This window comes from Pseudomonas sp. V98_8 (assembly GCF_029967975.1).
In the GTDB taxonomy this organism is placed as follows: Bacteria; Pseudomonadota; Gammaproteobacteria; order Pseudomonadales; family Pseudomonadaceae; genus Aquipseudomonas; species Aquipseudomonas umsongensis.
The window spans coordinates 139,183-164,295 of sequence record NZ_JASCAE010000084.1; the positions used below are offsets into that span (position 1 = coordinate 139,183).

21 protein-coding genes are annotated in these 25,113 nt (G+C 60.2%); 12 read left to right on the top strand and 9 right to left on the bottom strand.

Going from position 1 to position 25,113, the window contains the following annotated elements; genetic code table 11:
* Window positions 1-72 precede the first annotated feature (72 nt).
* From QLG10_RS26080 to QLG10_RS26090, 3 genes are all read right to left on the bottom strand, one after another.
* The gene (locus tag QLG10_RS26080; protein WP_110746784.1) at window positions 73-1,674 is read right to left on the bottom strand and encodes an ABC transporter substrate-binding protein; all 1,602 of its coding nucleotides are present in this window, start codon (window positions 1,672-1,674) and stop codon (window positions 73-75) included.
* A gap of 304 nt (window positions 1,675-1,978) precedes the next feature.
* The gene (locus QLG10_RS26085; RefSeq protein ID WP_110746785.1) at window positions 1,979-3,604 is read right to left on the bottom strand and encodes an ABC transporter substrate-binding protein; all 1,626 of its coding nucleotides are present in this window, start codon (window positions 3,602-3,604) and stop codon (window positions 1,979-1,981) included.
* Between the two features lie 566 nt (window positions 3,605-4,170).
* Window positions 4,171-4,887 carry an SIMPL domain-containing protein gene (locus QLG10_RS26090; RefSeq protein ID WP_188264270.1) on the bottom strand — a complete coding sequence of 239 codons (717 nt, stop codon included), beginning with the start codon at window positions 4,885-4,887 and terminating at the stop codon, window positions 4,171-4,173.
* A 415-nt stretch (window positions 4,888-5,302) separates the two neighbouring features.
* Between QLG10_RS26090 and QLG10_RS26095 the strand changes: the two genes are divergently transcribed.
* The 9 genes from QLG10_RS26095 to QLG10_RS26135 all read left to right on the top strand — a co-directional run bounded on the left by QLG10_RS26095 (window position 5,303) and on the right by QLG10_RS26135 (window position 16,796).
* Window positions 5,303-6,565: an ATP-binding protein gene (locus QLG10_RS26095; RefSeq protein ID WP_110746788.1), complete on the top strand. Its 1,263-nt coding sequence runs from the start codon at window positions 5,303-5,305 to the stop codon at window positions 6,563-6,565.
* Window positions 6,558-7,118, top strand: coding sequence for a response regulator transcription factor (locus QLG10_RS26100; protein ID WP_008057484.1), 561 nt, complete (start codon window positions 6,558-6,560; stop codon window positions 7,116-7,118). The genes QLG10_RS26095 and QLG10_RS26100 overlap by 8 nt, the downstream gene beginning before the upstream one ends.
* Window positions 7,119-7,215: 97 nt before the next feature.
* On the top strand, window positions 7,216-8,943 hold the full coding sequence (locus QLG10_RS26105; RefSeq protein WP_110746790.1) for an ABC transporter ATP-binding protein/permease: 1,728 nt from the start codon (window positions 7,216-7,218) through the stop codon (window positions 8,941-8,943).
* An 88-nt stretch (window positions 8,944-9,031) separates the two neighbouring features.
* Window positions 9,032-9,781: a FadR/GntR family transcriptional regulator gene (locus QLG10_RS26110; protein ID WP_042955306.1), complete on the top strand. Its 750-nt coding sequence runs from the start codon at window positions 9,032-9,034 to the stop codon at window positions 9,779-9,781.
* Between the two features lie 404 nt (window positions 9,782-10,185).
* The gene (gene kdgD / locus QLG10_RS26115; protein ID WP_020796617.1) at window positions 10,186-11,097 is read left to right on the top strand and encodes a 5-dehydro-4-deoxyglucarate dehydratase; all 912 of its coding nucleotides are present in this window, start codon (window positions 10,186-10,188) and stop codon (window positions 11,095-11,097) included.
* A gap of 59 nt (window positions 11,098-11,156) precedes the next feature.
* Window positions 11,157-12,596 (top strand): aldehyde dehydrogenase family protein, encoded by a 1,440-nt coding sequence (locus tag QLG10_RS26120; protein WP_110746791.1) that lies wholly within the window; start codon window positions 11,157-11,159, stop codon window positions 12,594-12,596.
* Between the two features lie 165 nt (window positions 12,597-12,761).
* Window positions 12,762-14,132 carry an MFS transporter gene (locus QLG10_RS26125; protein WP_282488272.1) on the top strand — a complete coding sequence of 457 codons (1,371 nt, stop codon included), beginning with the start codon at window positions 12,762-12,764 and terminating at the stop codon, window positions 14,130-14,132.
* 11 nt (window positions 14,133-14,143) lie between these two features.
* A complete protein-coding gene (gene garD, locus QLG10_RS26130) occupies window positions 14,144-15,697 on the top strand; it encodes a galactarate dehydratase (protein WP_282488273.1) in 1,554 nt (517 codons plus the stop codon).
* A gap of 157 nt (window positions 15,698-15,854) precedes the next feature.
* Window positions 15,855-16,796 (top strand): AEC family transporter, encoded by a 942-nt coding sequence (locus tag QLG10_RS26135; RefSeq protein WP_110746797.1) that lies wholly within the window; start codon window positions 15,855-15,857, stop codon window positions 16,794-16,796.
* A 47-nt stretch (window positions 16,797-16,843) separates the two neighbouring features.
* Here the strand turns inward: QLG10_RS26135 and QLG10_RS26140 are convergent, their stop codons facing one another.
* The 6 genes from QLG10_RS26140 to gatC form a co-directional block, all read right to left on the bottom strand.
* Window positions 16,844-17,224: a carboxymuconolactone decarboxylase family protein gene (locus tag QLG10_RS26140; RefSeq protein ID WP_110746799.1), complete on the bottom strand. Its 381-nt coding sequence runs from the start codon at window positions 17,222-17,224 to the stop codon at window positions 16,844-16,846.
* Window positions 17,221-18,282, bottom strand: coding sequence for a calcium/sodium antiporter (locus QLG10_RS26145; RefSeq protein WP_110746801.1), 1,062 nt, complete (start codon window positions 18,280-18,282; stop codon window positions 17,221-17,223). The genes QLG10_RS26140 and QLG10_RS26145 overlap by 4 nt, the downstream gene beginning before the upstream one ends.
* Window positions 18,283-18,332: 50 nt before the next feature.
* Window positions 18,333-18,704 carry a septal ring lytic transglycosylase RlpA family protein gene (locus QLG10_RS26150; RefSeq protein ID WP_110746803.1) on the bottom strand — a complete coding sequence of 124 codons (372 nt, stop codon included), beginning with the start codon at window positions 18,702-18,704 and terminating at the stop codon, window positions 18,333-18,335.
* A 164-nt stretch (window positions 18,705-18,868) separates the two neighbouring features.
* Window positions 18,869-20,314 carry an Asp-tRNA(Asn)/Glu-tRNA(Gln) amidotransferase subunit GatB gene (gatB, locus tag QLG10_RS26155; protein ID WP_110746805.1) on the bottom strand — a complete coding sequence of 482 codons (1,446 nt, stop codon included), beginning with the start codon at window positions 20,312-20,314 and terminating at the stop codon, window positions 18,869-18,871.
* Between the two features lie 10 nt (window positions 20,315-20,324).
* The gene (gatA, locus tag QLG10_RS26160; protein ID WP_110746806.1) at window positions 20,325-21,776 is read right to left on the bottom strand and encodes an Asp-tRNA(Asn)/Glu-tRNA(Gln) amidotransferase subunit GatA; all 1,452 of its coding nucleotides are present in this window, start codon (window positions 21,774-21,776) and stop codon (window positions 20,325-20,327) included.
* Window positions 21,777-21,792: 16 nt separating this feature from the next.
* Window positions 21,793-22,080, bottom strand: a complete 288-nt coding sequence (gene gatC / locus QLG10_RS26165) for an Asp-tRNA(Asn)/Glu-tRNA(Gln) amidotransferase subunit GatC (protein WP_008054345.1) — start codon at window positions 22,078-22,080, stop codon at window positions 21,793-21,795.
* A 211-nt stretch (window positions 22,081-22,291) separates the two neighbouring features.
* Between gatC and mreB the strand changes: the two genes are divergently transcribed.
* The 3 genes from mreB (at window position 22,292) to mreD (ending at window position 25,107) form a co-directional block, all read left to right on the top strand.
* Window positions 22,292-23,329, top strand: a complete 1,038-nt coding sequence (gene mreB / locus QLG10_RS26170; RefSeq protein WP_002555108.1) for a rod shape-determining protein MreB — start codon at window positions 22,292-22,294, stop codon at window positions 23,327-23,329.
* 141 nt (window positions 23,330-23,470) lie between these two features.
* Complete coding sequence (gene mreC, locus QLG10_RS26175) at window positions 23,471-24,616, top strand: rod shape-determining protein MreC (protein WP_110746808.1); 1,146 nt, start codon at window positions 23,471-23,473, stop codon at window positions 24,614-24,616.
* Entirely contained in the window at window positions 24,616-25,107 is a 492-nt protein-coding gene (gene mreD / locus QLG10_RS26180; RefSeq protein WP_008054347.1) for a rod shape-determining protein MreD, read from the top strand. The genes mreC and mreD overlap by 1 nt, the downstream gene beginning before the upstream one ends.
* Window positions 25,108-25,113 lie beyond the last annotated feature (6 nt).

A 25,113-nucleotide genomic window follows, 5' to 3' on the forward strand; every position in this document is an offset into this window, starting at 1 on the left:
AAATTGGCGAATTACGGCAATACGCTTGCGTGAGGGCGCAATGCGCCCCCAAGCGTTTTCAGCTACACGGTTTTATTTTTCGATGCTGACACCCGAGAAAACGTTGCGACCGAAAGGGCTGACCTTGAACCCTTCGATTTTGGCGCTCAACGGCTGATTGACCGTCGAGTGGGCGACCGGCGTGATCGGTACCTGCTGCTTGAGGTACTGCTGCGCCTGTTTGTAGAGCAGGGTGCGTTGGTCGCGGTCGGTCACGACCTTGGCCTGCTTGATCAGCTTGTCGTAAGCCGGATCACACCACATGGAGTAGTTGTTGCCGCCGATGGCATCGCAGCTGTACAGCGTGCCGAGCCAATTGTCCGGGTCACCGTTGTCACCGGTCCAGCCGATCAGGCTGATGTCGTGCTCGCCATTCTTGGTGCGCTTGATGTACTCGCCCCATTCGTAGCTGACGATCTTGACCTTGAGGCCGATCTTCGCCCAGTCAGCCTGGAGCATTTCGGCCATCAGCTTGGCGTTGGGGTTGTAGGGGCGCTGTACGGGCATGGCCCACAGGGTGATTTCGGTGCCTTCCTTCACGCCGGCAGCCTTGAGCAGTTCCTTGGCTTTTTCCGGGTTATAGGCGGCGTCCTTGATCGTCTCATCGTAGGACCATTGGGTCGGCGGCATGGCGTTGACCGCCAGTTGCCCTGCACCTTGGTAAACGGCATTGAGAATGCCTTGCTTGTTCACCGCCATGTCCAGCGCCTGGCGCACTTCGAGCTGGTCGAATGGCTTGTGACGCACGTTGTAGGCGATGTAGCCGAGGTTGAAACCGGGCTTTTCGATCAGTTGCAGCTTGGGATCGTTTTTCAGCGCGGTGACGTCGGCAGGGCGCGGGTGCAGGGTGATCTGGCACTCATTGGCCTTGAGTTTCTGCACGCGCACCGACGCGTCGGTGTTGATGGCGAAAATCAGGTTATCGAGCTTGACCCGGCTCGGGTCCCAGTAATGCTTGTTGCCGGTGTAGCGGATGTTCGAGTCTTTCTGGTAACTCTTGAATACGAACGGCCCGGTGCCGATCGGCTTCTGGTTGATGTCGCTCGGCTTGCCTTCGGCGAGCAGCTTGTCGGCGTACTCGGCGGAGAGGATCGCGGCGAAGCTCATGGCGATGTTCTGGATGAACGCGGCGTCCACGCTGTTGAGCGTCATGACCACGGTCAGCGGCCCGGTCTTTTCGACCTTGGCGATGTTCTTGTTCAGGCTCATCCCGTTGAAATAGGGAAACTCTGTCGGGTAGGCCTTACGGAAAGGTTGTTGCGGGTCGAGCATGCGATTGAACGTGAACAGCACGTCATCGGCGTTGAAGTCGCGGGTCGGTGTGAAGTACTTGGTTGTATGAAACTTCACCCCTGGGCGCAGGTGAAAGGTGTACGTGAGACCGTCTTCGGAAATATCCCAACTGGTGGCCAGGCCGGGTACGACGTTGGTTGAGCCTTTTTCAAACTCTACCAGGCGGTTGTACAGCGGTTCGGCAGCGTCGTTGTCGGTTGCGGTGGTGTACTGCGCAGTATCGAAACCGGCGGGGCTGCCTTCGGAACAGAACACCAGGCTGTCGGAGGCAGCCTGGCTCATGGACGTGGCGGCCAACAGGCCAGTGCCCAGCAATGCGGATAAAACCAAGGTATGACGCATGACGCTCTCTCTTGTTCAGTGTTGAGTCAATGAACCTTCGTCCCGTGCGCAGACGGGGAGGGTCACTGGTTTCCAGCCATGTCGTGCAGCAAAAAAACCGAGGGCCCACGCATTCGCTGGTCAGATCCCGACGGTAGGCACCGTGGGTCCGGCAGTAAATACGAAAAGTCCGAAAGACTTGTGGGAAAAGACGACGCGTCCTAGCACCCGCCTGTAGTCAGTGGGCGATTTGGATGTAGGTAATTTCCTGCTTTCTCGGTAGGCGAAGTAACGGCGACGTCATGAACGTCGCCGTTACCAAACCTTATTTGCTGACGCTGACGCCGTAGAAGGAGTTCAAGCCAAACGGGCTGATCTTGAAGTCCTGCACATTGGCGCGCATGGGTTGGAACACCGTCGAGTGAGCGATAGGTGTCATTGGCGTCTGATCTTTAAGGATGTGTTGCGCCTGCTTGTACAGTTCGGTGCGCTTGCCTTGATCCGAAGTGCGCTTGGCTTGCTTGACGATGTCGTCAAACGGCTTGTAGCACCATTTCGAGAAGTTGTTGCCTTCCAGCGAGTCGCAACCGAACAGCACGTTCAGCCAGTTGTCCGGATCACCATTGTCGCCGCTCCAGCCAATCAGCATCGCCTGGTTCTCGCCGCCTTTGGAGCGCTTGATGTACTCGCCCCACTCGTAGCTCTGGATCTTGACCTTGAGACCGATCTTCGCCCAGTCGGACTGCAGCATTTCTGCCATCAGCTTGGCGTTAGGGTTATACGGACGCTGTACCGGCATGGCCCAGAGAACGATTTCGGTGCCGTCCTTGACGCCGGCTTCCTTGAGCAGCTCTTTGGCTTTCTCAGGATTGTACGGCGCATCCTTGATGGTGGTGTCGTAGGACCACTGGGTCGGAGGCATGGCGTTGACGGCCAGTTGGCCAGCGCCCTGGTATACCGAATCGATGATCTGTTGCTTGTTGACAGCCATGTCCAGTGCCTGGCGCACTTTCAATTGGGCCAACGGGTTTGGCTCATTGCTGCCCTTGACCTTGTCCATCACGTTGTAGGCGATGTAGCCCAGGTTGAAACCGGCCTGGTCAGGCAGCTTCAGAGTCTTGTCTTCGCGCAGCGCCTTCAGGTCGGCCGGACGAGGGAACAGGGTAACCTGGCACTCGTTCTTCTTCAGCTTCTGGATACGTACCGACGGATCGGTGGTGATGGCGAAGATCAGGTTGTCGATCTTGACGTCTTCCGGCTTCCAGTAGTCCTTGTTCCCGGTGTAGCGGATGTTGGAGTCTTTCTGGTAGCTCTTGAACACGAACGGACCAGTGCCGACCGGCTTCTGGTTGATGTCGGCGGCCTTGCCTTCTTTCAGTAGCTGTGCGGCGTATTCGGCGGACTGGATCGAGGCGAAGCTCATGGCCATGTTCTGGATGAACGCGGCATCGACGTCCTTGAGGGTGAACTTGACGGTCTTGTCGTCGACTTTATCGATCTTGGTGATGTTGGTGTCCATCCCCATGTCGGTGAAGTACGGGAATTCGGTCGGGTACGCTTTGCGGAACGGGTCATCCTTGTTAATCATGCGATTAAAGGTGAACAGCACGTCGTCGGCGTTGAACTCACGAGTCGGCTTGAAATACGGGGTGGTGTGGAACTTGACACCGTCACGCAGGTGGAAGGTGTACGTCAGGCCGTCAGCGGAGACGTCCCAGCTGGTCGCCAGGCCAGGAATTACGGCGGTGCCGCCGCGCTCGAACTGGGTCAGGCGGTTGAACATGGTTTCGGCAGAGGCGTCGAAGTCGGTTCCGGTGGTGTATTGACCTGGATCGAAACCGGCCGGGCTCCCTTCGGAGCAGAACACCAGGTTAGTCGCAGCTTGAGCGAACGGCGCACTAGCCAAAAGGCTGGCGCCGACTAAAAACGGAATGACCGCGTGTTTAAGCATGGTGGCCTCATGATTTGTTGTCATTTTTTGATTTTGAGGACGACCTCGTGAGTCGTGCCTGCGGATACTTATGCAGGGGCCATACCCAATGCAAGATCCAGACTGACTACAAGCCTTAAACAGTGGCACGAACGTACCTTAATGTCGCAATTGTATAAAACTCGACGCATTTGATCGTTTGCGCGGCCTATTTGTAGTGCAACTGGCGCACTTTTTTGGTGCGTTGAAGCCTTGGGGTGCCCGTGGCTGGGGCAGGGTGTTACCTATTTATACCCCGTCCTTGAGGGGTGTGTGGCGGTTAATCGAAGTGGTTATCGTTGCACGGGTAGTGATCGCGAGGTGCGAGTTATACAAAGTGCAACTTTTCATTTCGGCTTGTACGACATCTCCGTAGGAGCTGCCGCAGGCTGCGAACTGTTGGGTCGCCGCTGAAATGTCTTTGAGAGCATAGAACAAGATCAAAAGATCGCCCGAAGGCGCCCCGAGCCTGCGTCAGCTCCTGCAGGGGCACAAAAAAACGGCGATCAGTTCAGTGATCGCCGTTTTTGTATTTCAGATTTATCGAATCAAGGCATCAGCACTTCAATCGAGCCATCGGCCGTCATGCTGACCTGGCTGGTACCGGCTTCCACTTCCGGCGTCACTGGAGCGGCATCCATGCTGGCGGCTTTCATCATCATCGGCCCGCGCATGTACGGTTGTGGATAACCGTTGCTGTTGAGGTTCAGGTTGACGATTTTGTAGCCCTTGCCGCCCAGGGCGTCGGTGGCCAATTGGGCACGGGCCTTGAACGCGCTAACGGCGTCCTTGAGCAGGGCGTCTTCGCTGGCTTTGCGGGTTGGCGTGGCAATGGCGAAGTCCATGCCGCCCATTTTCAGGTCGGTGAGGAGTTCGCCGGTCAGCTTCGACAATGCGGCGAAGTCCGAGCTTTCCAGACGCAGTTCAGCGCGTTCACGCCAGCCAGTGATTTTCTGACCCTTGGTGTCGTAGATCGGGTAGCTATTACGGCTGCCCTGACGCAGGGTGATGTCCTTGACCTGCTTGGCCTGAGCCAGGGCCTTGTTCATGGTGGTGCTGACGTCCGCGGCGAGTTTGGCCGGGTCGGTATTCTGTTCTTCGGTGTAGAGGGTCACGATCATCAGGTCGCGAGCCACTTCCTGGCTGACTTCGGCGCGCAGGGAAACCTGGTTGTAATGAAGCTCGTCGACGGCCAGGGCCGGAAGGGCGACGAGGGTGCCGGCACTCAGGGCGAGGAGGGCGGCGCTGCGGCGGAATGTGTGCATGAAGGCTCCTTGGTGGGTGCGCAGGTTGTGGCCCTGCGTGAACCCATCAGACTCTAGCGTTGCTGATCTGGTTCGCACAGTTACAACTTCTATACAGGTGTGCATCCCCCTGTAGGAGCGAGCATGCTCGCGATGAACCCGAGAGCACCGCGGGGTGCCAGGTTCCCCGCGTTATCGTTGACGACCATCGCGAGCGTGCTCGCTCCTGCAAGGGCAGGATGTACATCTGTAGGAGCGAGCATGCTCGCGATGAACCCGAGAGCGCCGCGGGGTGCCAGGTTCCCAGCGTTATCGCTGACGACCATCGCGAGCCTGCTCGCTCCTACATGTGGCCGTTTGCCGCACTTTCGCCTGTCAGCCCCCGCGCTTGGTTATACTCCCGTCGATCCGCCTGGAGCGCTCATCAGGAGAGCTCATGCTCGCCCCCGTCCAAATCACTTCCGCCACGCGCCAGAATCTCTGGCGGTTGACGTTTATCCGCACCTTGGTCCTGGCCGCTCAAGCCGGTTCCGTAGGCCTGGCCTACTGGCTCGAACTGCTGCCACTGCCCTGGTTCCAACTGGCCGCGACGCTCGGCTGTTCGATGCTGCTGTGTGCTTTCACGGCCATTCGGCTGCGCACCACCTGGCCGGTCACCGAGCTTGAATACGCGGTGCAGCTGGCCTGCGATCTGTTTATCCACAGCGCATTACTGTATTTCTCGGGGGGGTCGACCAACCCCTTCGTCTCTTATTACCTGGTGCCGCTGACCATCGCGGCAGTGACTTTGCCATGGCGTTACTCGGTGATTCTGTCGGGCATCGCCTTGACCCTGTATACCTTGCTGCTCGCACGCTTCTATCCGCTGCAAACCTTCCCGATCGCCCGGGAAAACCTGCAGGTGTACGGGATGTGGTTGAGCTTCGCCCTGGCGGCGGCAGTCATCACGTTCTTCGCCGCGCGCATGGCCGAAGAGCTGCGTCGCCAGGAAGAGTTGCGGGCCATCCGCCGGGAAGAAGGCCTGCGCGACCAGCAACTGCTGGCAGTCGCCACCCAGGCGGCGGGCGCCGCCCATGAGCTGGGTACGCCGCTGGCAACCATGAGCGTGTTGCTCAAGGAGATGCAGCAGGACCATCCTGACCCGATGCTGCAGGATGACCTGAAGGTGCTGCAGGACCAGGTCAAGCTGTGCAAGGAGACGTTGCAGCAGCTTGTTCGGGCGGCGGAAGCCAATCGCCGGCTGGCGGTGGAGATGCAGGACGTCACCGACTGGCTCGACGAAGCGCTCAATCGCTGGCACCTGATGCGCCCGGAAGCCAGTTATCGCTTCCAGCGCCTGGGCCAGGGCACGGTGCCGCGCATGGCGCCGCCGCCGGACCTGACGCAGGCGTTGCTCAATTTGCTCAACAACGCGGCGGATGCCTGTCCCGACGGGCTGCAAGTTACCCTGGACTGGAATACAGAGGATTTGACCATCAGCATCCGCGACCACGGTGCCGGTGTGCCGCTGGCCATCGCCGAGCAGATTGGCAAGCCATTTTTTACCACAAAGGGCAAAGGTTTCGGCCTGGGCCTGTTTTTGAGCAAGGCCAGCGTGACACGCGCCGGCGGCTCAGTGAAACTCTACAGTCATGAGGAAGGCGGCACGCTCACCGAGCTGCGCCTGCCCCACGGCGCCCGAGGAGACCAACATGAGTGACGAAATCCAAGTCGAAGGTGAAGAACTGCCGCATTTGCTGCTGGTCGACGACGACGCGACCTTTACCCGGGTGATGGCCCGCGCCATGGCCCGCCGTGGTTTTCGCGTCAGCACCGCCGGTTCCGCCGAAGAGGGGCTGACCATCGCCCAGGCCGACCTGCCGGACTATGCCGCCCTGGACCTGAAAATGGATGGCGATTCCGGCCTGGTATTGCTGCCCAAGCTGCTGGAAATGGACCCGGAAATGCGCGTGGTGATCCTCACCGGTTATTCGAGCATCGCCACCGCCGTGGAGGCGATCAAGCGTGGCGCCTGCAACTACCTGTGCAAGCCGGCCGACGCCGACGACGTGCTGGCCGCGCTGTTGTCCGAACACGCCGACCTCGACAGCCTGGTGCCGGAAAACCCGATGTCCGTGGACCGCCTGCAGTGGGAACACATCCAGCGCGTGTTGACCGAGCACGAAGGCAACATCTCCGCCACTGCCCGCGCCCTGGGCATGCACCGCCGCACGCTGCAGCGCAAACTGCAGAAGCGCCCGGTTCGTCGCTGAACCAGCGCTGAACGAATGCGGGCCACTCCTCGCGACAAACCGAACCGATCATCTATGATCGGTTCGTGCACGTACTTTTTCTTATCGAGCCTTATCCATGAATCAGAACGCTGAGTACTCCGCGGTCAATGATGCTGTGCGCGGGCAGTTTTTCCGAAAAGTCTGGGCGATGATCACGCCTTACTGGCGCAGTGAAGAAAAGGTCAAGGCCTGGACGTTGCTGATCGCTGTGATTGCGCTGTCGCTGATCAGTGTAGGGATCTCGGTGTGGTTCAACACCTGGTACAAGGATTTCTACAACGCCTTGCAGCAGAAGGACGAGGCGGCATTCTGGCGGCTGATCCTGTATTTCTGCGTGATTGCCGCGGTGGCGATTGTCGGTGCGGTGTACCGGCTCTACCTGACACAGATGCTGACGATTCGCTGGCGGGCGTGGCTCACCGAAAAACATTTCGCTCGCTGGCTGAGCAACAAGAACTATTACCAACTGGAGCAGGGTGGTTACACCGATAACCCGGACCAGCGCATTTCCGAAGACCTCAACAATTTCACCTCCGACACCTTGAACCTGGGCGTTGGGCTGCTGCGCAATATCGTCAGCCTGGTGTCCTTCTCGATCATCCTCTGGGGGGTTTCGGGGAGCATCGAAGTGTTCGGTGTGACCATCCCCGGCTACATGTTCTGGTGCGTACTGGTCTACGCGGTGGTAGGTAGCTGGCTGACGCATTTGATCGGTCGCCGGTTGATCGGCTTGAATAACCGCCAGCAACGCTTCGAAGCCGACCTGCGTTTTTCCATGGTACGGGTTCGCGAGAACGCTGAAAGCATCGCGTTGTACAACGGCGAGCCCAACGAGAACCGCCGCTTGACCCATCGCTTCTCGATGGTCTGGCACAATTTCTGGGACATCATGAAGGTGTCCAAGCGCCTGACCTTCTTCACGTCCGGTTACGAGCAGGCGGCCATCATCTTTCCCTTCATGGTTGCCGCGCCACGCTATCTGGCGGGCAAGATCGAACTGGGCGAGCTGATGCAGATCAGTTCGGCGTTCGGCAATGTCCAGGACAGCTTCAGCTGGTTTATCACCGCCTACCAGAGCCTCGCCTCATGGCGCGCCACTTGCGATCGTCTGCTCAGCTTCCGTCAGGCGATGACGGATAACGAGCAACGCGCCCCGGCCATCGACGTGCAGAACTCGGGCTCAGCCTTGAAGGTGCACAACCTCGGCCTCGACCTGGCTGACGGTCGCCACCTGTTGACCAATGGCGACATGACCGTGCAAGAGGGCGAGCGCGTAATGCTCAGCGGTCGTTCAGGCAGCGGCAAGTCGACCTTGCTGCGGGCGATGGGGCACCTGTGGCCTGCGGGGCACGGCAGTATTCGCCTGCCAGCGGCGCGCTATCTGTTCCTGCCGCAAAAACCTTACTTGCCGATCGGCACACTGCGTGAGGCGCTGAGTTATCCACAGGCCGGCGATACCTATCCGAACGAGCGCTACGTGCACGTCCTGGAAACCTGCCGCTTGCCGCACCTGGTGGCGCGCCTCGACGAAGCCAATCACTGGCAGCGCATGTTGTCGCCGGGTGAGCAGCAACGCCTGGCCTTTGCCCGTGCGCTGCTTTACGCCCCGCAATGGCTGTACATGGACGAAGCGACTTCGGCGATGGATGAAGAAGACGAAGCGTCGCTGTATCAGGCGCTGATCGATGAGTTGCCAGGGCTGAGTATCGTCAGCGTCGGGCATCGCAGCAGCCTCAAGCGCTTCCACCCACGGCATGTTCGTATCGAGAACGGCCATCTGGTGGATCAGACCGTGACCGCATAAACACCGCGCCCTCTGTAGGTGATCGTACAACCGCGTTGCGCTATGATGCGGTTTCAGCAGCCGAATTTTTTCGAGACAGATGTTCACTATGGAAAACCCGAACGCCTCACCACGCCTCCCTCGCAAGCGCCGTAGCCTCGCTCAGGAACTGGTGACGGTGCTGTCCGAGCAGATCCGCGATGGTCACCTCAAGCGTGGCGACAAGTTGCCCACCGAGTCGGCGATCATGGATGCCCATGGTGTCAGCCGCACGGTGGTGCGCGAGGCGATTTCCCGTTTGCAGGCCGCCGGGCAGGTGGAAACCCGTCACGGCATCGGCACCTTCGTGCTTGATACCCCGAGCCCGAGTGGTTTTCGCATCGACCCGGCGACCGTGGTCACCCTGCGTGATGTGCTGGCCATCCTGGAACTGCGCATCAGCCTCGAAGTGGAGTCCGCCGGCCTCGCTGCGCAACGTCGCAGCCCCGAGCAGTTGGCGCTGATGCGCGCGGCGCTGGATGCCCTCAACGAAAGTGTTTCCCACGCCAGTGATGCCGTGGCCTCGGACTTCCAGTTCCACCTGCAGATTGCCTTGGCGACCGGCAACCGCTACTTCACTGACATCATGACTCACCTGGGCACCAGCATTATCCCGCGCACTCGCCTCAACTCCGCGCGACTGGCCCATGACGACCAGCAGCACTACATGAATCGCCTGAGCCGCGAGCACGAAGAAATCTACGACGCGATCGCCCGCCAGGACTCTGATGCGGCCCGCGCGGCCATGCGCTTGCACCTGACCAACAGCCGCGAGCGCTTGCGACATGCTCATGAAGAGGCTGAGGCGCAGCGGGGGTAAGCGGGCTGATCCAAGAGTTTTTTGCCTTTCAGATTGCCTTCGCGAGCAAGCCCGCTCCCACATTTGATCTCCAGTGAGCACAAAATTTGTGAACGCCAGAGATCAAATGTGGGAGCGGGCTTGCTCGCGAAGGGGCCATGAGCCATCCACAAAACCTTCTATCTCTAGAAACAATCTTCCGACAACGTATCTCTATCAAGCCGTTGATCGCGTTGCTTCACCTCTGCCTCGCATTATGAAAGGCCACTAAACATTAGGCTTGCGCCTCTTTTTGTCCAGAAATTTTCCCCTCGACGATGAAATGCAGTTGACGGTTGTATTTTAAGTTGTACGATGACCTACAACTTCAGCGTCGGGCTGAACGGTCTCAACTCACACACGTCGCAATCCAGGGTGTTCGAATAATGAATCCACAAGAACTGAAGTCCATCCTCTCTTCCGGTCTGCTGTCTTTCCCGGTCACCGATTTCAATGCCCAGGGCGATTTCAACCGCGCTGGCTATATCAAGCGCCTGGAATGGCTGGCCCCGTACGGCGCCTCGGCTTTGTTCGCCGCGGGCGGCACCGGTGAGTTTTTCTCCCTGGCGGCCAGCGAATACTCGGAAATCATCAAGACGGCCGTCGACACCTGCGCCACCAGCGTGCCGATCCTCGCCGGTGTCGGCGGTTCGACCCGCCAGGCCATCGAATATGCCCAGGAAGCCGAACGCCTGGGCGCCAAAGGCCTGTTGTTGCTGCCGCATTACCTGACCGAAGCCAGCCAGGACGGCGTTGCCGCTCACGTTGAAGCCGTGTGCAAGTCGGTCAATATCGGCGTGGTGGTCTACAACCGTAACGTCTGCCGCCTGAACGCACCGCTGCTGGAACGTCTGGCCGAGCGTTGCCCGAACCTGATCGGCTACAAGGATGGCCTGGGTGATATCGAGTTGATGGTGTCGATCCGTCGCCGCCTCGGTGATCGCTTCAGCTACCTGGGTGGTCTGCCGACCGCCGAAGTCTACGCCGCGGCCTACAAGGCGCTGGGCGTACCGGTGTATTCCTCGGCGGTATTCAACTTCATCCCGAAAACCGCGATGGATTTCTACCACGCCATCGCTCGTGAAGATCACGCCACCGTCGGCAAGATCATCGACGACTTCTTCCTGCCGTACCTGGACATCCGTAACCGCAAAGCCGGTTACGCGGTGAGCATCGTCAAGGCCGGGGCCAAGATTGCCGGTTATGACGCGGGCCCTGTGCGTGCGCCGCTGACCGATCTGACCGGCGAAGAGTACGAAATGCTCGCCGCGCTGATCGACAAGCAGGGTGCGCAATAACAACGATCAAACCGAAGCCGCTGAGCGATCAGCGGTTTTTTGCGTGAGGAGAACGACTCGTGACAAAGCGCTACGACAACTACATCAACGGTGAATGGGTCGCCGGTGCCGATTACTCGGTCAACATCAACCCGTCCGAACTGAGCGACGCCATCGGCGATTATGCCAAGGCTGATCTGGCTCAGGTCCACGCCGCCATCGACGCCGCCCGTGCCGCCTTCCCGGCGTGGTCGGTTTCGGGCATTCAGGCTCGTCACGATTCCCTGGATAAAGTCGGGACCGAGATCCTCGCCCGCCGCGAAGAACTTGGCACCCTGCTGGCCAGGGAAGAGGGCAAGACCCTGCCCGAAGCCATCGGCGAAGTGACCCGGGCCGGCAACATCTTCAAGTTCTTCGCCGGTGAATGCCTGCGCCTGTCCGGCGACTACCTGCCGTCGGTGCGTCCGGGCGTCAATGTTGAAGTCACCCGCGAAGCCCTGGGTGTGGTCGGCCTGATCACGCCGTGGAACTTCCCGATAGCGATCCCCGCCTGGAAAATCGCTCCGGCCCTGGCCTACGGCAACTGTGTGGTGTTGAAGCCGGCTGATCTGGTACCGGGTTGCGCCTGGGCGCTTGCAGAAATTATCTCCCGCGCAGGCTTCCCGTCCGGTGTTTTCAACCTGGTGATGGGCAGCGGTCGTGTGGTTGGCGATGCGCTCGTCAACAGCCCGAAAGTCGACGGCATCAGCTTCACCGGTTCTGTGGGGGTCGGTCGTCAGATCGCCGTGAATTGCGTGTCGCGCCAGGCCAAGGTACAGCTGGAAATGGGTGGCAAGAACCCGCAGATCATTCTCGACGACGCCGACCTCAAGCAAGCGGTCGAGCTGTCGGTACAGAGCGCGTTCTACTCCACCGGCCAGCGTTGCACGGCATCGAGTCGCTTCATCGTCACCGCCGGGATTCACGACCAGTTCGTCGAAGCCATGGCCGAGCGCATGAAATCGATCAAGGTGGGGCACGCATTGAAATCCGGCATCGACATCGGTCCGGTGGTGTCGCAAGCGCAGCTTGAGCAGGACATGAAATATATCGACATCGGCCAGTCCGAAGGTGCGCGCCTGGTCAGTGGCGGCGGCCTGGTGACCTGCGACACCGAAGGCTACTTTCTCGCGCCAACGCTGTTTGCCGACAGCCAGGCCTCGATGCGCATCAGCCGCGAAGAGATCTTCGGCCCGGTGGCCAACATCGTTCGCGTAGCCGATTACGAAGCCGCACTGGCCATGGCCAACGACACCGAATTCGGTCTGTCGGCGGGCATCGCCACCACTTCCCTGAAGTACGCCAACCACTTCAAGCGCCACTCCCAGGCCGGGATGGTGATGGTCAACCTGCCGACCGCCGGCGTGGATTACCACGTTCCGTTCGGTGGGCGTAAAGGTTCATCCTATGGATCACGTGAGCAAGGTCGCTATGCGCAAGAGTTCTACACGGTCGTAAAAACGGCCTACGTCGGCTCCTGATACAGCGCAATACCTTGTAGGAGCCGGCTTGCTGGCGATGCAGGCACCGCGGGGTGTCATTTACACCGCGGCGACGCGATCGCCAGCAATCGAGCGTCGACCGGCCGTTCCTGCAGACAGCAACGTTATTACCCGCATAAAAATAATCAGTGGGAGTACATCTACATGCAATCGACCAAGAAGCCGACTCACGTCCGCTATTTGATCCTGCTCATGCTGTTCCTGGTGACCACGATCAACTACGCCGACCGCGCCACCATTGCCATCGCCGGCTCCAGCCTGCAAAAAGACCTGGGCATTGACGCAGTCACCCTCGGCTACATCTTCTCCGCATTCGGTTGGGCCTACGTGGCCGGGCAAATTCCCGGTGGCTGGCTGCTGGATCGTTTCGGTTCGAAAAAAATCTATGCGCTGAGCATTTTCACCTGGTCGCTGTTCACTGTGTTGCAGGGTTATGTCGGCGAGTTCGGCATGTCCACGGCGGTGGTTGCGCTGTTCATGCTTCGCTTTCTCGTCGGTCTGGCCGAAGCGCCGTCCTTCCCCGGCAACGCACGTATCGTCGCGGCCTGGTTCCCGACTGCTGAACGTGGCACCGCTTCAGCGATCTTCAACTCGGCGCAATACTTTGCCACTGTGTTGTTCGCACCGCTGATGGGCTGGATCGTCTACAGCTTTGGCTGGCAGCACGTGTTCATCGTCATGGGCGTGATCGGCATCATTTTCTCGGGCATCTGGCTGAAGGTTATCCACAGCCCGCGCCAGCACCCGATGATCAACGACGCCGAGTTCAAGCACATCGCCGACAACGGCGGCATGGTTGACATGGACCAGGACAAAGGCAAGGGCAAGAAGGGCGACGGTCCGAAGTGGGACTACATCCGCCAGTTGCTGACCAATCGCATGATGTTGGGCGTATACCTCGGCCAATACTGCATCAACGGCATCACTTACTTCTTCCTGACCTGGTTCCCGGTGTACCTGGTTCAAGAGCGCGGCATGACCATCCTCAAGGCCGGTTTCATCGCCTCGTTGCCGGCGATCTGCGGCTTCATCGGCGGTGTGCTCGGCGGGGTGATTTCCGATTACCTGCTGCGCAAGGGCCATTCCCTGACCTTCGCCCGCAAGGCGCCGATCATCGCCGGCCTGTTGGTCTCCAGCAGCATCGTCGCGTGCAACTACGTGGACGTTGAGTGGATGGTCGTGGGCTTCATGGCGCTGGCATTCTTCGGCAAAGGCGTGGGGGCCTTGGGTTGGGCGGTGGTGTCCGATACTTCACCGAAGCAGATCGCCGGTCTTAGCGGTGGCCTGTTCAATACCTTCGGCAACCTGGCGTCGATCACCACACCGATCGTCATTGGCTACATCATCAGTTCCACCGGTTCGTTCAAATGGGCGCTGGTGTTTGTCGGTTGCAACGCACTGGTCGCGGTGTTCAGCTACCTGGTGATCGTCGGTCCGATCAAGCGTGTGGTGCTCAAGGAACCGCCGGTCAACGGTCCTGAAACATCCGGTAAATTGTCTCAAGCGCATTCCTGAGGAGCGGCGTCATGCAGTTGATTGAACATTCCGATTCGCCGCGCTACATCCGCCTGCACGAGCGGGACAACGTGGTGATCGTGGTCAATGACCAGGGGGTGCCGGCCGGCACCGAGTTTTCCGATGGCCTGGTCACCGTCGACTTCGTGCCACAGAGCCACAAGGTCACCCTGGAAGACATTCCCGAGGGTGGCCAGGTGATTCGTTACGGGCAGGTCATCGGCTACGCCCTGCAGCCGATTCCCCGTGGCAGTTGGGTCAAGGAAGATCAACTGCGCATGCCGACCGCGCCGCCGCTGGACAGCCTGCCGCTGTCCACCGAGGTGCCGGCCGCGCAGGCACCGCTTGAAGGCTTCACCTTCGAGGGTTACCGCAACGCCGACGGCACCGTCGGCACGCGCAACATTCTGGGCATCACCACGACGGTGCAATGCGTCACCGGCGTGCTGGATCACGCAGTCAAGCGCATCAAGGAAGAACTGCTGCCCAAGTACCCGCACGTCGATGACGTGGTGGCGCTGACCCATAGCTATGGCTGTGGCGTGGCGATCACCGCCACCGACGCCTACATCCCGATTCGCACTGTGCGTAACCTGGCGCGCAACCCGAACCTGGGTGGCGAAGCGCTGGTGATCAGCCTGGGTTGTGAAAAATTGCAGGCCGGGCAGGTGATGCACGAGGGCGATGCCTCGGTGGATCTGAGCGAGCCATGGTTGTATCGCCTGCAGGATTCCAGTCACGGTTTTACCGAGATGATCGAGCAGATCATGGAGCTGGCTGAAACCCGTTTGAAGAAGCTCGATCAACGCCGCCGGGAAACCGTGCCCGCGTCCGATCTGATACTGGGCATGCAGTGCGGTGGCAGTGATGCGTTTTCCGGGATCACCGCCAACCCGGCGCTGGGCTATGCCTCGGACCTGTTGTTGCGCGCGGGGGCGACGGTGATGTTTTCCGAAGTCACCGAAGTGCGCGATGCGATCTACCTGCTGACCTCCCGTGCGCAAACCAAAGAAGTTGCTCAGGAACTGGTACGGGAAATGGACTGGTACGACCGTTACCTGGCCAAGGGCGAAGCGGACCGTAGCGCCAACACCACGCCGGGAAACAAGAAGGGCGGTTTGTCGAACATTGTCGAGAAGTCCCTGGGTTCGATCGTCAAGTCCGGCAGCAGTGCTATCACCGGTGTGCTCGGCCCAGGCGAACGGTTCAAGGAAAAAGGCCTGATCTTCTGCGCGACCCCGGCCAGTGACTTTGTCTGCGGCACGTTGCAGTTGGCGGCGGGGATGAACCTGCACGTGTTTACCACCGGGCGCGGTACGCCTTACGGGCTGGCCATGGCGCCGGTGGTGAAGGTATCGACCCGGACCGAACTGGCGCAGCGCTGGCCGGACCTGATCGACATCGACGCCGGGCGGATTGCCACCGGACGTGCCTCCATCGAGGAACTGGGCTGGGAGTTGTTCCACTACTACCTGGATGTGGCCAGCGGCAAGCAACAGACGTGGGCTGAAAAACACAAGCTGCATAACGACATCACGTTGTTCAACCCGGCGCCGATTACCTGAGACCGCATTATCGTTCTTCGCGAGCAGGCTCGCTCCCACAGTGGAATGTATTCCAGTGGGAGCGAGCCTGCTCGCGAAGGCGATCTAGCAGGCGCCGGAGTCCTCAGTGGCTTATCATTAGCCTCCTAACGACGCCCACCTCAAGGTCCTCCCCGGCATGCTGGCAATTTTCCTCGAAACCCTGAACATCACCGCACCGGTGTTCGCCATGCTGTTTCTGGGAGTGTTGCTCAAGCGCATCGACTGGATCAACGACAACTTCATTCACACCGCCTCGTCCCTGGTGTTCAACGTCACCATGCCGGCGCTGCTGTTTCTGGGCATCCTGCATGCCGACTTGCACGCCGCATTGCAACCGGCGCTGCTGATCTACTTCTCCCTCGCGACCCTGGTGTGCTTTGCCATTGCCTGGGGCTGGGCCATTTTCAGGTGCCCGCGCGAAGACCGGGGGATCTACACCCAGGGCGCTTTTCGCGGTAACAACGGGGTGATTGGCCTGGCACTGGCCGCGAGCATGTACGGCGACTACGGCATTTCCCTCGGGGCGATCCTGGCGGCGCTGGTGATCCTGTTCTACAACACGCTCTCGACCATTGTGCTGGCGGTGTACAGCCCGGTGATCAAGTCTGATCCGTGGAGCATTTGCAAAAGCGTTTTCAGCAATCCGCTGATCATCAGCGTGATTGCGGCCGCGCCCTTTGCCTACTTCAAGATCAGCTTGCCGGGATGGCTGGAGACGTCCGGCCAGTATCTGGCGCAAACCACCTTGCCGTTGGCGTTGATTTGCATCGGCGGCACGCTGTCGCTGGCGGCGATGCGAAAAAGTGGCTCGATGGCCCTCAGCTCGAGCCTGGTGAAAATGCTTGGCCTGCCAATCCTGGCAACGCTGGGCGCGTGGCTCTGGGGCTTTCGCGGTGCGGAGCTGGGGATTCTATTCCTGTACTTCGGTAGCCCGACCGCCGCCGCCAGTTTCGTCATGGCCCGGGCAGCGAATGGCAATCATGAACTGGCGGCGGCGATCATCGTGATCACCACGCTGATGGCGGCGGTGACCACCAATGTCGGGATCTTTTTGTTGCAGTGGGGTGGGTGGATCTGAAAATCAAAAGATCGCAGCCTGCGGCAGCTCCTACAGATGCGGCGGAATTATTCCGGCTTCTGGTAGCTATCGATAACGTCCTGCGCCGCCCGAAACGCATCGATCGCCGCTGGCACACCGGCATACACCGCGCAATGCAGTAGCGCTTCGCGTATCTCTTCCACGGTGCAGCCGTTGTTCAGCGCGCCGCGCACGTGGCCTTTCAATTCCTGCGGGCACTTCAGCGCCGTCAGCGCTGCGAGCGTGATCAGGCTGCGGGTTTTCAAGGGCAGGCCTTCGCGATTCCAGACTCCACCCCAGGCATGTTCGTTGACGAAATCCTGCAGCGGCTGGGTGAACTCGGTAGCGTTGCCCAGTGCGCGGTCGACAAAGGTGTCGCCCATCACTTGGCGACGTACTTCAACGCCGGTTTTCTTGTTCTCTGTCATGGCAATTCCCTCTTATGGTGTTGGCGACGCCAGGCGCGCAATGACGTGAACAACAAGAACGCCACCAGCGCTGGCAGGACGAAAAACAGCATCAGGTGTTCAAGCTTGCCAGCCAGCGGCATACCGGTGGTGAACGACACCACGTGCAGTCCGTAAGCCAGGTACAAGCCCAGGAACAGCAGGCCTTCGGCGCGGGTCACGCGGTAACCGGAATAGAACACCGGCAGGCATAGCGCCGCGACGCCAAGCATCACCGGCAGGTCGAAATCCAGGGCGTTTGGCGATACCGACAGCGGCGCTGGCGCGACTAGCGCGGTCAGGCCCAGCACGCCCAGGAGGTTGAACAAATTGCTGCCAATCACGTTGCCCACGGCAATATCACGCTCGCCGCGCATTGCGGCGATCAACGAAGTGGCGAGCTCAGGCAGTGATGTGCTGACAGCGACGATGGTCAGGCCAATGATCCGCTCCGACAGCCCAAGATCGGTGGCGACCGCAACGGCAGCCCCCAACAGCAGGTGCCCGGCGTACACCAGCATCGCCAGCCCGGCGATAATCATCAGCAGGCTACTCAGCCATGGCGCCTGGCCGTTGTGCTCATGGCTCGAAACCGGGCGCGCCGAATGCCGTGACTGGCGCAACAACAAGCCCAAGTACATCGCCAGGGCCGTCAACAGCATCACGCCATCGGCACGGGTCAGTTCTTCATTCCAGGCGAGTACGAACACCAGCAGGCTGGCGCCGATCATCAGGGGAATATCCAGGCGCACCAGTTGACGTGACACCCGCAACGGGATGATCAGCGCCGACAATCCGAGGGTGACGAGGATGTTGAAAATGCTGCTGCCGATCACACTGCCCACGGCAATGTCGGCGTTGTGCGCCAGGGTGGCTTGCAGGCTGACCGCCATCTGCGGTGCGCTGCTGCCGAGGGCGACGATGGTCAGGCCGATAATCAGTGGGCGTACATGCAGGCGTGCTGCCAGGCGCACGGCAGCGCGCACCATCACTTCGGCGCCGGCGATCAGCAACGCCAGCCCGCTGAGCAATTCAATCACGCTGATCAGGGGTAAATCGGCTAGTCCGAAAATGGTCGGGGCTCCGTCGGTCAGTCGAGGGCTTGCACGCGAACCCGCGCGGTGCCGTTCTTGAGCATGCCCAGTCGTTCGGCGGCTTCATGGGACAAATCAATCAGGCGGCCACGGGTGTGCGGTCCACGATCATTGATGCGCACTACGCAGGATCTGTTGTTGTTCAGGTTGGTGACCTTCACCCGTGTACCGAAGGGTAGCTGGCGATGGGCGGCGGTCAGGGAATTCTTGTCGAAACGCTCGCCACTGGCGGTGCGTTTGCCTTGGTGTTTGGCGCCGTAATAGGAGGCAACGCCGGTTTTGTCGTAGCCGTGCGGGTCGACGGTGTCGGTGCTGGCGCAGCCAGCGAGCAGGGAGAGCAGGGCGCAAAGTCCAAGTAGGCGCTTCATAGAAGTTTTCCCGAAACAAAAGTGGGAGCGACGGTGCGGCGATCCGACCTGCTCGCGAATGCCAATCTGACAGTCAACTTTGTGTTGAGTGCCAAACCCCATTCGCGAGCAGGCTCGCTCCCACAGTAAAATGGAGCCAGATTTTAGAGCTGGCTCCATTCCGGTTAGCCTTCGAGCTTGCTTTTCAGCAGTTCGTTGACCTGTTGCGGGTTGGCCTTGCCTTTGGATGCCTTCATGGCCTGGCCGACGAAGAAGCCGAACATCTTGCCGCGCTTGGCTTCGTCTGCCGCGCGGTATTGCTCGACCTGCTCGGCATTGGCCGCGAGCATTTCGTCCAGCACCGCCGAGATCGCGCCGGTGTCGGTCACTTGCTTGAGGCCGCGCTTTTCGATGATCTCGTCTGCGCTGCCTTCGCCGTTGGCCATGGCTTCGAACACCACCTTGGCGATCTTGCCGGAGATGGTGTTGTCCTTGATGCGCAGCAGCATGCCGCCCAGTTGCTCGGCCGAAACCGGCGACTGCTCGATATCCAGGCCTTGCTTGTTGAGCAGGCTGCCCAGTTCAACCATGACCCAGTTGGCCGCCAGCTTGGCGTCGCCGCCGATGCTCGCGACCTTCTCGAAGTAGTCGGCTTGTTCGCGGCTGGTGGCCAGCACGCTGGCGTCATAGACCGACAGACCGAATTGCTCCTGGAAGCGCTCGCGTTTCTGCGGTGGCAATTCGGGCAGGGTGGCGCGTACGTCTTCGAGGAACGAGTTCTCGATCACGACAGGCAGCAGGTCCGGATCGGGGAAGTAACGGTAGTCGTTGGCTTCCTCCTTGCTGCGCATCGGACGGGTTTCGTCCTTGTTCGGATCGTAAAGGCGAGTCTGCTGGATCACCTTGCCGCCGTCTTCGATCAGCTCGATCTGACGCTGGATTTCGCTGTTGATCGCCTTCTCGATGAAGCGGAACGAGTTGACGTTCTTGATCTCGCAGCGCGTACCGAACTCGACCTGGCCCTTTGGACGGATCGATACGTTGCAGTCGCAACGCAGCGAGCCTTCGGCCATGTTGCCGTCGCAGATGCCCAGGTAACGCACCAGTGCGTGGATCGCCTTGACGTAAGCCACGGCTTCCTTGGCGCTGCGCATGTCTGGCTCGGAGACGATCTCCAACAGTGGCGTGCCCGCGCGGTTCAGGTCGATGCCGGTGGCACCGTTGAACTCTTCGTGCAGGCTCTTGCCGGCGTCTTCTTCCAGGTGCGCGCGGGTGATGCCGACACGTTTGACCGTGCCGTCTTCCAGGGCGATGTCCAGGTGGCCCTTGCCGACGATCGGCAACTCCATCTGGCTGATCTGGTAGCCCTTGGGCAGGTCCGGGTAGAAGTAGTTCTTGCGGGCGAACACGTTGTGCTGGCCGATCTCGGCGTCAATCGCCAGGCCGAACATCACCGCCATGCGCACCGCTTCCTGGTTCAGCACCGGCAGTACGCCAGGCATGCCCAGGTCGATAAGGCTGGCCTGGGTGTTCGGCTCGGAACCGAAGGTGGTGGAACTACCGGAAAAGATTTTCGACCGGGTGGTGAGCTGGGTGTGAATCTCCAGCCCGATCACGACTTCCCATTGCATGTGTGTCTCCTCAGAAGCCGGTTGGGGTGCGGGTGTGCCAGTCAGTGTTCAACTGATACTGGTGGGCAACGTTCAACAGGCGACCTTCCTGGAAATACGGGGCGAGCAGTTGCACGCCCACTGGCAGGCCATCGACAAAACCGGCCGGCATCGACAGGCCTGGCAGGCCGGCGAGGTTGGCGGTGATGGTGTAGACGTCTTCCAGGTAGGCAGCGACCGGGTCGCTGTTCTTGGCGCCGAGTTTCCAGGCCGGGTTTGGCGTGGTTGGGCCGAGAATGATGTCGACCTCGTTGAAGGCCGCCATGAAGTCGTTCTTGATCAGGCGACGGATCTTCTGCGCCTTCAGGTAGTAGGCGTCGTAGTAGCCGGCAGACAGGGCATAGGCACCGACCATGATGCGGCGCTGCACTTCTGTGCCGAAACCTTCGCCACGGGAGCGCTTGTACAGGTCTTCCAGGTTTTTCGGGTCTTCGCAGCGATAGCCGAAGCGCACGCCATCGAAACGCGACAGGTTGGAAGAGGCTTCCGCCGGGGCGATCACGTAGTACGCAGGAATCGCGTGCTGCATGTTTGGCAGGCTGATTTCCTTGATCACGGCACCGAGTTTTTTCAGCTCTTCGACGCTGGCCATCACCAAATCGGCGATGCGCGGGTCGAGTCCGGCGCTGAAATACTCTTTCGGCACGCCGATGCGCAGGCCTTGCAGCGAGCCGTTGAGGCTGGCGCTGTAGTCCGGCACGGGTTCGTCGATGCTGGTGGAGTCGTTCGGATCGAAGCCGGCCATACCTTGCAACAAAATTGCGCAGTCTTCGGCAGTGCGCGCCAACGGGCCACCCTGATCAAGGCTGGAGGCGTAGGCGATCATGCCCCAACGCGATACGCGACCGTACGTCGGCTTCAGGCCAGTGAGGTTGGTCAGCGCCGCTGGCTGGCGGATCGAACCGCCGGTGTCGGTGCCCGTGGCGGCAGGTAGCAGGCGAGCAGCCACTGCAGCAGCGGAGCCGCCGGAGGAACCGCCCGGCACGTATTCCAGGTTCCACGGGTTTTTCACCGCACCGTAGTAGCTCGACTCGTTGGCCGAGCCCATGGCGAATTCGTCCATGTTGGTCTTGCCCAGGGTCACGGCCCCGGCAGTGGCCAGCTTGGCGACGACGGTGGCGTCGTACGGTGCCTTGAAGTTGTCGAGCATCTTTGAGCCGCAACTGGTGCGGATGCCCTGGGTGCAGAACAGGTCCTTGTGGGCGATCGGCGCACCCAGCAGGGCGCCGCTCTCACCATTGGCCCGGCGTGCGTCGGCGGCTTTTGCCTGCGTGAGCGCCAGGTCTTCGGTGAGGCTGATGAAACTGTTGAGCTGTGGGTCGAGCTGGGCGATGCGCGCCAGCAGGACTTTGGTCAGCTCTTCGGAGGAAAACTTTTTATCGGCGAGTCCGCGGGCGATCTCGGCCAGAGTCAATTGATGCATTGCAGGCTCTTTCCCTTTAGTCGATGACTTTCGGAACCAGGTACAGGCCGTTTTCGACCGCTGGTGCGATGGACTGGTAGGCCTCGCGATTGTTGCTCTCGGTCACGACGTCTGCACGCAGGCGCTGGCTGGCTTCCAGTGGGTGGGCGAGCGGCTCGATACCATCGGTATTCACCGCCTGCATTTCGTCGACCAACCCGAGAATGCTGTTGAGGGCCGAAGTGATGTGTGGAAGATCGGCATCATTAAGGCCAAGGCAGGCCAGATGAGCGATTTTTTCCACGTCGGAGCGTTCAAGCGCCATTGGGATTCTCCAGTGGAAAACAAGACGGACGGCGTCCGTGTGTTAGATTGTCGGAACACTACCGCACTTCTACGGTCATATGGCCGCGATTGTGGGGTTTGGTGCACAGAAAAACGGCCAATTTAACATATTGGCGCCTTGCCCAAAATCCCTGTCGTTGTTAGAGTTTGCCGCACTTTTTTACCCACGCGTTGCCTAGGGTCCCTTTCCCATGTTCAAGAAACTGCGTGGCATGTTTTCCAGCGATCTTTCCATTGACCTGGGCACTGCCAACACCCTTATTTACGTGCGTGAGCGCGGTATCGTCCTGAATGAGCCATCGGTTGTGGCCATTCGGACACACGGTAACCAGAAAAGTGTCGTTGCTGTCGGCACCGAAGCGAAGCGCATGTTGGGCCGTACGCCGGGCAATATTGCTGCCATTCGTCCGATGAAAGACGGCGTGATCGCCGACTTCAGCGTCTGCGAAAAGATGCTGCAGTATTTTATCAACAAGGTTCATGAAAACAGCTTCCTGCAGCCTAGCCCTCGTGTGCTGATCTGCGTTCCATGCAAGTCCACCCAGGTTGAACGTCGCGCCATCCGTGAATCGGCGCTCGGTGCCGGTGCCCGTGAAGTGTTCCTGATCGAAGAGCCGATGGCTGCTGCGATCGGTGCCGGCTTGCCGGTTGAAGAAGCCCGCGGTTCGATGGTCGTGGATATCGGTGGCGGTACCACCGAAATCGCGCTGATCTCGCTCAATGGCGTGGTCTATGCCGAATCCGTACGGGTAGGTGGCGACCGTTTCGACGAAGCGATCATCACGTATGTGCGTCGCAATTACGGCAGCCTGATCGGTGAGTCCACTGCCGAGCGCATCAAGCAGGAAATCGGTACCGCTTACCCGGGTGGCGAAGTTCGCGAAGTCGACGTTCGTGGCCGCAACCTGGCCGAAGGCGTTCCACGCGCATTCACCCTGAACTCCAACGAAGTGCTCGAAGCGCTGCAAGAGTCGCTGGCGACCATCGTTCAGGCCGTGAAGAGCGCCCTGGAGCAGTCGCCGCCGGAGCTGGCTTCCGACATCGCCGAGCGTGGCCTGGTGCTGACCGGTGGTGGCGCCTTGCTGCGTGACCTCGACAAGCTGCTCGCACAGGAAACCGGCCTGCCGGTGATCGTTGCCGAAGACCCGTTGACCTGCGTTGCTCGCGGCGGTGGCCGTGCATTGGAAATGATGGATAAACACACCATGGACCTGCTCTCCAGCGAATAAGTCGCCGGATCGCCTCTATGCTGTGAGCGCGCAGGCGGCACTTTGCAGTGCTGCCTGTTCGCGTTTATCTTCTGTCGTCTGCATCCAGGCCGGTTTGATGCCGTATGAATAAAGAGAACATTTGCCTGGGAGGAGCGGCTTATTAAACCGCTTTTCACCAAGGGTCCCTCACTGGGCGTGCGCTTGTTGGTGCTGGTCGTGCTGTCGGTCGCGCTGATGGTGGTCGATGCCCGCTTCACACTGCTCAAGCCAGTGCGTAGCCAGATGTCGCTGGTGTTGATGCAGTCTTACTGGATCACCGACCTGCCGCAGCGGCTATGGCAGGGTGTGGCCAGCCAGTTTGGCAGCCGCACCGAACTGATCGCCGAAAACGAAAAGCTCAAGAGCGAAAACCTGCTGTTGCAGGGGCGCATGCAAAAGCTTGCCTCCCTTACCGAGCAGAACGTTCGGCTGCGCGAGTTGCTCAACTCTTCGGCACTGGTGAACGAAAAGGTCGAAGTGGCTGAGTTGATCGGCATGGACCCCAACCCGTTCACCCATCGCATCATCATCAACAAGGGTGAGCGCGACGGCGTGGTGCTCGGGCAGCCCGTGCTCGATGCCCGTGGCCTGATGGGCCAGGTGGTCGAGTTGATGCCCTACACCTCCCGCGTCCTGCTGCTGACCGATTCCACCCACAGCATTCCGGTGCAGGTCAACCGCAACGGCCTGCGCGCCATTGCCAGCGGCACCGGCAACCCGGAACGCCTTGAATTGCGCCACGTGGCCGATACCGCCGATATCAAGGAAGGCGACCTGTTGGTCAGCTCCGGCCTGGGTCAGCGTTTCCCGGCAGGTTACCCGGTGGCGACGGTCAAGGAAGTGATCCACGACTCCGGCCAGCCGTTCGCCATTGTTCGCGCCGTACCGACCGCCGCCTTGAACCGCAGCCGTTATTTGCTGCTGGTGTTCAGCGACACTCGCACTGCCGAAGAGCGCGCCAACGACGCTGCCCAAGCCCAGGAAAGCCTGGATGCGCAGGGTGGCGGGCCGATCATTCCGGCGACCGTGCCGAGACCGGCGGTTGTACCGGCAGCAGTCGCGGCTCCGGCTGTTCCGGTGACGCCAGCGGCTACTCCGGCGGCCACGACCCCGGCCAAGCCTGTCGCCAAGCCTGCCGCCAAACCCACTACGACTGCGCCCGCCAAGCCACCGGCGGCACAACCCGCTGCCGTCAAGCCCGCTGCTGTCAAGCCTGCTGCCAAACCGCCTGTCTCCGCACCGGCTACCACTGGGGGACGAGAATAATGGTCGGTGTCACAGCTTCTCGAAACGGCTGGATCGTCTGGCTGACATTTGCCGTCGGCATGTTGCTCAGCGTATCGCCGTTGCCGCAATTCATGGAGATCCTGCGTCCCCTGTGGTTGGCCTTGCTGCTGGCGTTCTGGGCGCTGGCGCTGCCGCAGAAAGTCGGGATGGTCACTGCCTGGTGCCTGGGCTTGGCCGAGGACGTGTTGTACGGCACGCTGCTGGGCCAGAATGCGTTGATCCTGACGCTCATCACCTACCTGGTGCTGGCACTGCAACAACGCCTGCGAATGTTCCCGATGTGGCAGCAGAGCCTGGTGATCCTGGTGATCTTCGGCCTTGCCCAGTTGGTGCAACTATGGCTCAGCGCCCTGACTGGCAATCGCCAGCCAACCCTGGCCCTGGTATTGCCGGCACTGGTCAGCGCGTTGCTCTGGCCCTGGGTCAGCTTCGGTTTGCGCGGATTGCGTCGACGCTACAAAATCAATTAATTCGTT

What these genes read in the sequence shown, in the direction of transcription:
- QLG10_RS26080 (WP_110746784.1), bottom strand. Translation starts at nt 1,674, where the DNA reads ATGCGTCATACCTTGGTTTTATCCGCATTGCTGGGCACTGGCCTGTTG.
- QLG10_RS26085 (WP_110746785.1), bottom strand. Translation starts at nt 3,604, where the DNA reads ATGCTTAAACACGCGGTCATTCCGTTTTTAGTCGGCGCCAGCCTTTTG.
- QLG10_RS26090 (WP_188264270.1), bottom strand. Translation starts at nt 4,887, where the DNA reads ATGCACACATTCCGCCGCAGCGCCGCCCTCCTCGCCCTGAGTGCCGGC.
- QLG10_RS26095 (WP_110746788.1), top strand. Translation starts at nt 5,303, where the DNA reads ATGCTCGCCCCCGTCCAAATCACTTCCGCCACGCGCCAGAATCTCTGG.
- QLG10_RS26100 (WP_008057484.1), top strand. Translation starts at nt 6,558, where the DNA reads ATGAGTGACGAAATCCAAGTCGAAGGTGAAGAACTGCCGCATTTGCTG.
- QLG10_RS26105 (WP_110746790.1), top strand. Translation starts at nt 7,216, where the DNA reads ATGAATCAGAACGCTGAGTACTCCGCGGTCAATGATGCTGTGCGCGGG.
- QLG10_RS26110 (WP_042955306.1), top strand. Translation starts at nt 9,032, where the DNA reads ATGGAAAACCCGAACGCCTCACCACGCCTCCCTCGCAAGCGCCGTAGC.
- kdgD (WP_020796617.1), top strand. Translation starts at nt 10,186, where the DNA reads ATGAATCCACAAGAACTGAAGTCCATCCTCTCTTCCGGTCTGCTGTCT.
- QLG10_RS26125 (WP_282488272.1), top strand. Translation starts at nt 12,762, where the DNA reads ATGCAATCGACCAAGAAGCCGACTCACGTCCGCTATTTGATCCTGCTC.
- garD (WP_282488273.1), top strand. Translation starts at nt 14,144, where the DNA reads ATGCAGTTGATTGAACATTCCGATTCGCCGCGCTACATCCGCCTGCAC.
- QLG10_RS26135 (WP_110746797.1), top strand. Translation starts at nt 15,855, where the DNA reads ATGCTGGCAATTTTCCTCGAAACCCTGAACATCACCGCACCGGTGTTC.
- QLG10_RS26140 (WP_110746799.1), bottom strand. Translation starts at nt 17,224, where the DNA reads ATGACAGAGAACAAGAAAACCGGCGTTGAAGTACGTCGCCAAGTGATG.
- QLG10_RS26150 (WP_110746803.1), bottom strand. Translation starts at nt 18,704, where the DNA reads ATGAAGCGCCTACTTGGACTTTGCGCCCTGCTCTCCCTGCTCGCTGGC.
- gatB (WP_110746805.1), bottom strand. Translation starts at nt 20,314, where the DNA reads ATGCAATGGGAAGTCGTGATCGGGCTGGAGATTCACACCCAGCTCACC.
- gatA (WP_110746806.1), bottom strand. Translation starts at nt 21,776, where the DNA reads ATGCATCAATTGACTCTGGCCGAGATCGCCCGCGGACTCGCCGATAAA.
- gatC (WP_008054345.1), bottom strand. Translation starts at nt 22,080, where the DNA reads ATGGCGCTTGAACGCTCCGACGTGGAAAAAATCGCTCATCTGGCCTGC.
- mreB (WP_002555108.1), top strand. Translation starts at nt 22,292, where the DNA reads ATGTTCAAGAAACTGCGTGGCATGTTTTCCAGCGATCTTTCCATTGAC.
- mreD (WP_008054347.1), top strand. Translation starts at nt 24,616, where the DNA reads ATGGTCGGTGTCACAGCTTCTCGAAACGGCTGGATCGTCTGGCTGACA.